The 3,204-nt window shown below is 44.3% G+C and carries 3 protein-coding genes; all 3 read left to right on the top strand.

Going from position 1 to position 3,204, the window contains the following annotated elements; genetic code table 11:
* A partial coding sequence (locus tag PVV68_RS09830; RefSeq protein ID WP_342753059.1) for an alanine-zipper protein occupies nt 1-2,054 on the top strand: 2,054 nt, incomplete at its 5' end.
* Between the two features lie 11 nt (nt 2,055-2,065).
* Nucleotides 2,066-2,395, top strand: coding sequence for a hypothetical protein (locus PVV68_RS09825; protein WP_273782996.1), 330 nt, complete (start codon nt 2,066-2,068; stop codon nt 2,393-2,395).
* Nucleotides 2,396-2,468: 73 nt separating this feature from the next.
* Nucleotides 2,469-3,131, top strand: a complete 663-nt coding sequence (locus PVV68_RS09820) for a lysozyme (protein ID WP_273782995.1) — start codon at nt 2,469-2,471, stop codon at nt 3,129-3,131.
* The last annotated feature ends 73 nt before the right edge of the window (nt 3,132-3,204 follow it).

Genomic DNA, 3,204 nt, shown 5'->3' with positions numbered 1-3,204 from the left:
CAGATGATGAGACGTTACAAAAAGTCACAGAATCCTTGACGCAATCGAGTGAAGCCAAGAGCATGGCAGAGGACGCTAAAAGCGTAGCGGATAGTGCAAAAGAGAAGGCAGAACATGCAGAACAGCAAGCAAGCGAGGCGACGAGAATAGCGGGAGAGGCAAAAACGGCAGCAGAACAGGCTATACGTTCAGGAGAAGCGGCGGGGCAAGTGAATGCAGATGCTGTAAAAAGCCTTGTTGAAGAAGCCAAGAACAAAGCAGAAGCAGCAGAGAGATTAGCCCAAGAAGCCAAGAACAAAGCAGACAGTATAGAGACTTTAGCCAATGAGGCAAAACAAAGGGGAGATCAGGCAAGCAGTACAGCTTCAACAGCTAAAAATGTATCGGAAGAAGCCAAGAATGTTGCAGAAGAAGCCCAGAAAAAGGCAGATCAGGTAGAGAGGGTAGCCGAAGAAGCGCAAAAGACCGCTAAGGAATCGAAAGATACAGCAGGTTTTGCCAAGAATGTTGCAGAACAAGCACGAAGTAAGGCAGAAAAGGCGGAAAGTGTAGCTTATGGTGCAAACAGTAAAGTTATAGATATCCAGCAAGCGGTTGATAGTATCAAAGCAACAGCAAGCTTAGCGAAAATGTCAGGGGATGAAGCCAAACAAACAGCGAGCAAAGCAGAGACTGTAGCCTATCAAGCTTTCAATCAAGCAGGCGATGCTCAACAAGCGGCGGATGGAGCTAAGGTGAAAGCGAGTTTAGCAGAGCGAGCAGGTGAAGAAGCCAAGAAAGCAGCCGGAAAAGCAGAGATACGAGCCAATGAAGCTAAGAATGAAGCAAGTCAAGCCAAGCAACTAGCCCAGAGTGCGAAGTCGACAGCAGAGAGTGCGAAAAGCCTTTGCGAGCAAGCAAAACAGTCTTTAAATACGACAAATCAAGAGCTTGGTGGTATAAAGAATTCCTTAACAACCACCACAACAACGGCGAATTCTGCGAAGAGCACGGCAACGCTAGCTCAGACAGAAGCCTTACAGGCAAAGGCACTGGCTCAAGAGGCAAAAGAGGCTGTTCTAAAAGCTCAAGGGAGCAATGATCTAAACAGTTCTGCTTTGGTGAAACATTTAACTTGGAATAGTATTTCGCTTTCTACGCCCTTTCTTGTGGCATCTGGAAAACAGCAAATCCTGTTAAAAAAAGGAACCCATATTTCTTTTCAAAATGGGAATGATCTCTCTGTAGTCAGTTACATGGAAGATACAATTATCCCAATAAATAGAACTCTTTCAGGAGGCAATGATTATTACATCTATTTAGTGAATGCGGGTGAGAAGAATGTGCAGTTTGTTGTGTCATTGAACTCTACTTATCCTCTAGGTTATACGGCGACGAATTCTCGTAAGATAGGAGGTTTTCATACGCTTTGTGCGGATGTTGGAACGATCTCTGGTCACCCTTTATCAGGTTATAAAGCGGGGGATATATTACCCAATTCTGTCTGGTGTCTCAATCACCGCCCCTATAGTTCTCCCGAAGGCATGGTGTATGACCCCACTACAGATATTTGGGTAGATATTTATCTTCAATCCGGAACGGGGGAAAACACCAAATCGGCTTATGGTGATCTTGTCACCACCAATCGTAGCTATACAGAGCATGTATCAGACATGTTGCGTGTTAAGAAGTCCTTACTAAATGATGAGCAATTTGCTTCTGCGATGTATGGAAGTAATGAGAAGACCAATATAGCAGGGAGTAAAGCCCCTACGCCCAAAAAATCAGGAGGTCATAAAGATACAGCGAATCGTCGAATGATATCGCATATAGGGTGTGAGGATGGTTGCGGTTATCTTGCACAATTTTTATCAGGGACGTTTCTGATGCAAACTCCCTATACGTTTGCTGGTAGGACAAATTTTAAAACGACGATGAATGCTTTGTTAGGTGGTGGGAACTGGCAACATGGTACCGATAGTGGTCCCTTTTTTCGGAATGGTCAGTATTCTCGTGGTTTCAAGGATGCCAAACTAGGGGCGCGCGGCTGTAGCCGTCCGCATCATTTTGTTTAGAGGATATTGAGATGATCGATTATCCAGAACATTTAAATAGCAAGCAAGATTATTTGAACATGCTGTCCTTTGATAAGGGGGAAACGGTCAGAAGGCTCAAGAGTCTTTTAGAGACACGTTTTTATTGGGTTTTGGTAAAAGAACTAGACGATGGAGAGGGTGGAGTAGAGGATGAGAGCCATAGAGTTTATGTAAGCCAAGACTTCCCGTTTGATTTAGAGGGAGATTTTGTAGAAAAGCGTTACCAATATGAATTACAGGAAAGTGAATATGCGCCGCTGTTTAGACTTGGCTTTAGCGTTGAAGAAGTGGAGCAATTGATCAGAGAGAATAAAGAGTGAAGAGCTTATAGAATAATCGAAACATCACTTTATCGAGCCCCGCTTATGTGGGGCTTTTTTTATGGAGGAACAGATGAGAAAGATCTCAAAAGAAGGATTAGAGCTGATTAAACAATGGGAAGGCTTGCGATTAGAAGCGTATAAGGATACGGCGTGCGTCTGGACAATTGGGTATGGTCATACCAGTCGTGCAGGAAAACCTTTGGTCCACAAGGGCATGCGTCTTACAAAAGAGCAAGCGGAAGAAATCCTTTGTGAGGACTTAAAGCAATTTGAGAAGGCGGTAGAACAATCGGTGACGGTTTCCTTAACAGATAGCCAATTCGCGGCATTGGTGTCGTTTTGTTATAATGTAGGCACAAAAGCGTTTTGCCAATCGACATTGTTGAAAAAGCTTAATCAAGGGGATTACGAATCAGTTCCGGTGGAATTACAGAAATGGAATAAGGTAGGAGGCAAGTGTCTTAAAGGATTATCCAACCGTAGAGCCGCCGAAGCAGGGCTCTGGGCAAAGGGGGCTTATGTTTCTTCAAACTATCAAAGGGTAGAAACCAAGAATAGAACCGGTCTTTTCCAATTAGAGGCGCTTGCCCCGATTATAGGCTCTTGTTCAGGCTTTGGTGGGCTCTTGGTTGGCAATGGACCAGTGCAATGGGCATTAGCAGGAATTATGGTTTTAGCTGCGCTCACAGGTGTTGTGATTGTAGCCAAGCGCTTTAAGGAACAGCGCTTGTGATTTTTGGGTTGAAAAGAAATCTGTCTGTTCTGTTAACGGCTATAGCCGTTTTTTTTATCGCTTTAGCGAAAGC

Source organism: Bartonella sp. ML69XJBT (genome assembly GCF_028618515.1).
Classification (GTDB): Bacteria; Pseudomonadota; Alphaproteobacteria; order Rhizobiales; family Rhizobiaceae; genus Bartonella.
Note: the sequence above shows the minus strand (reverse complement) of the source record. Positions and strands in the feature narration are given on the sequence as shown.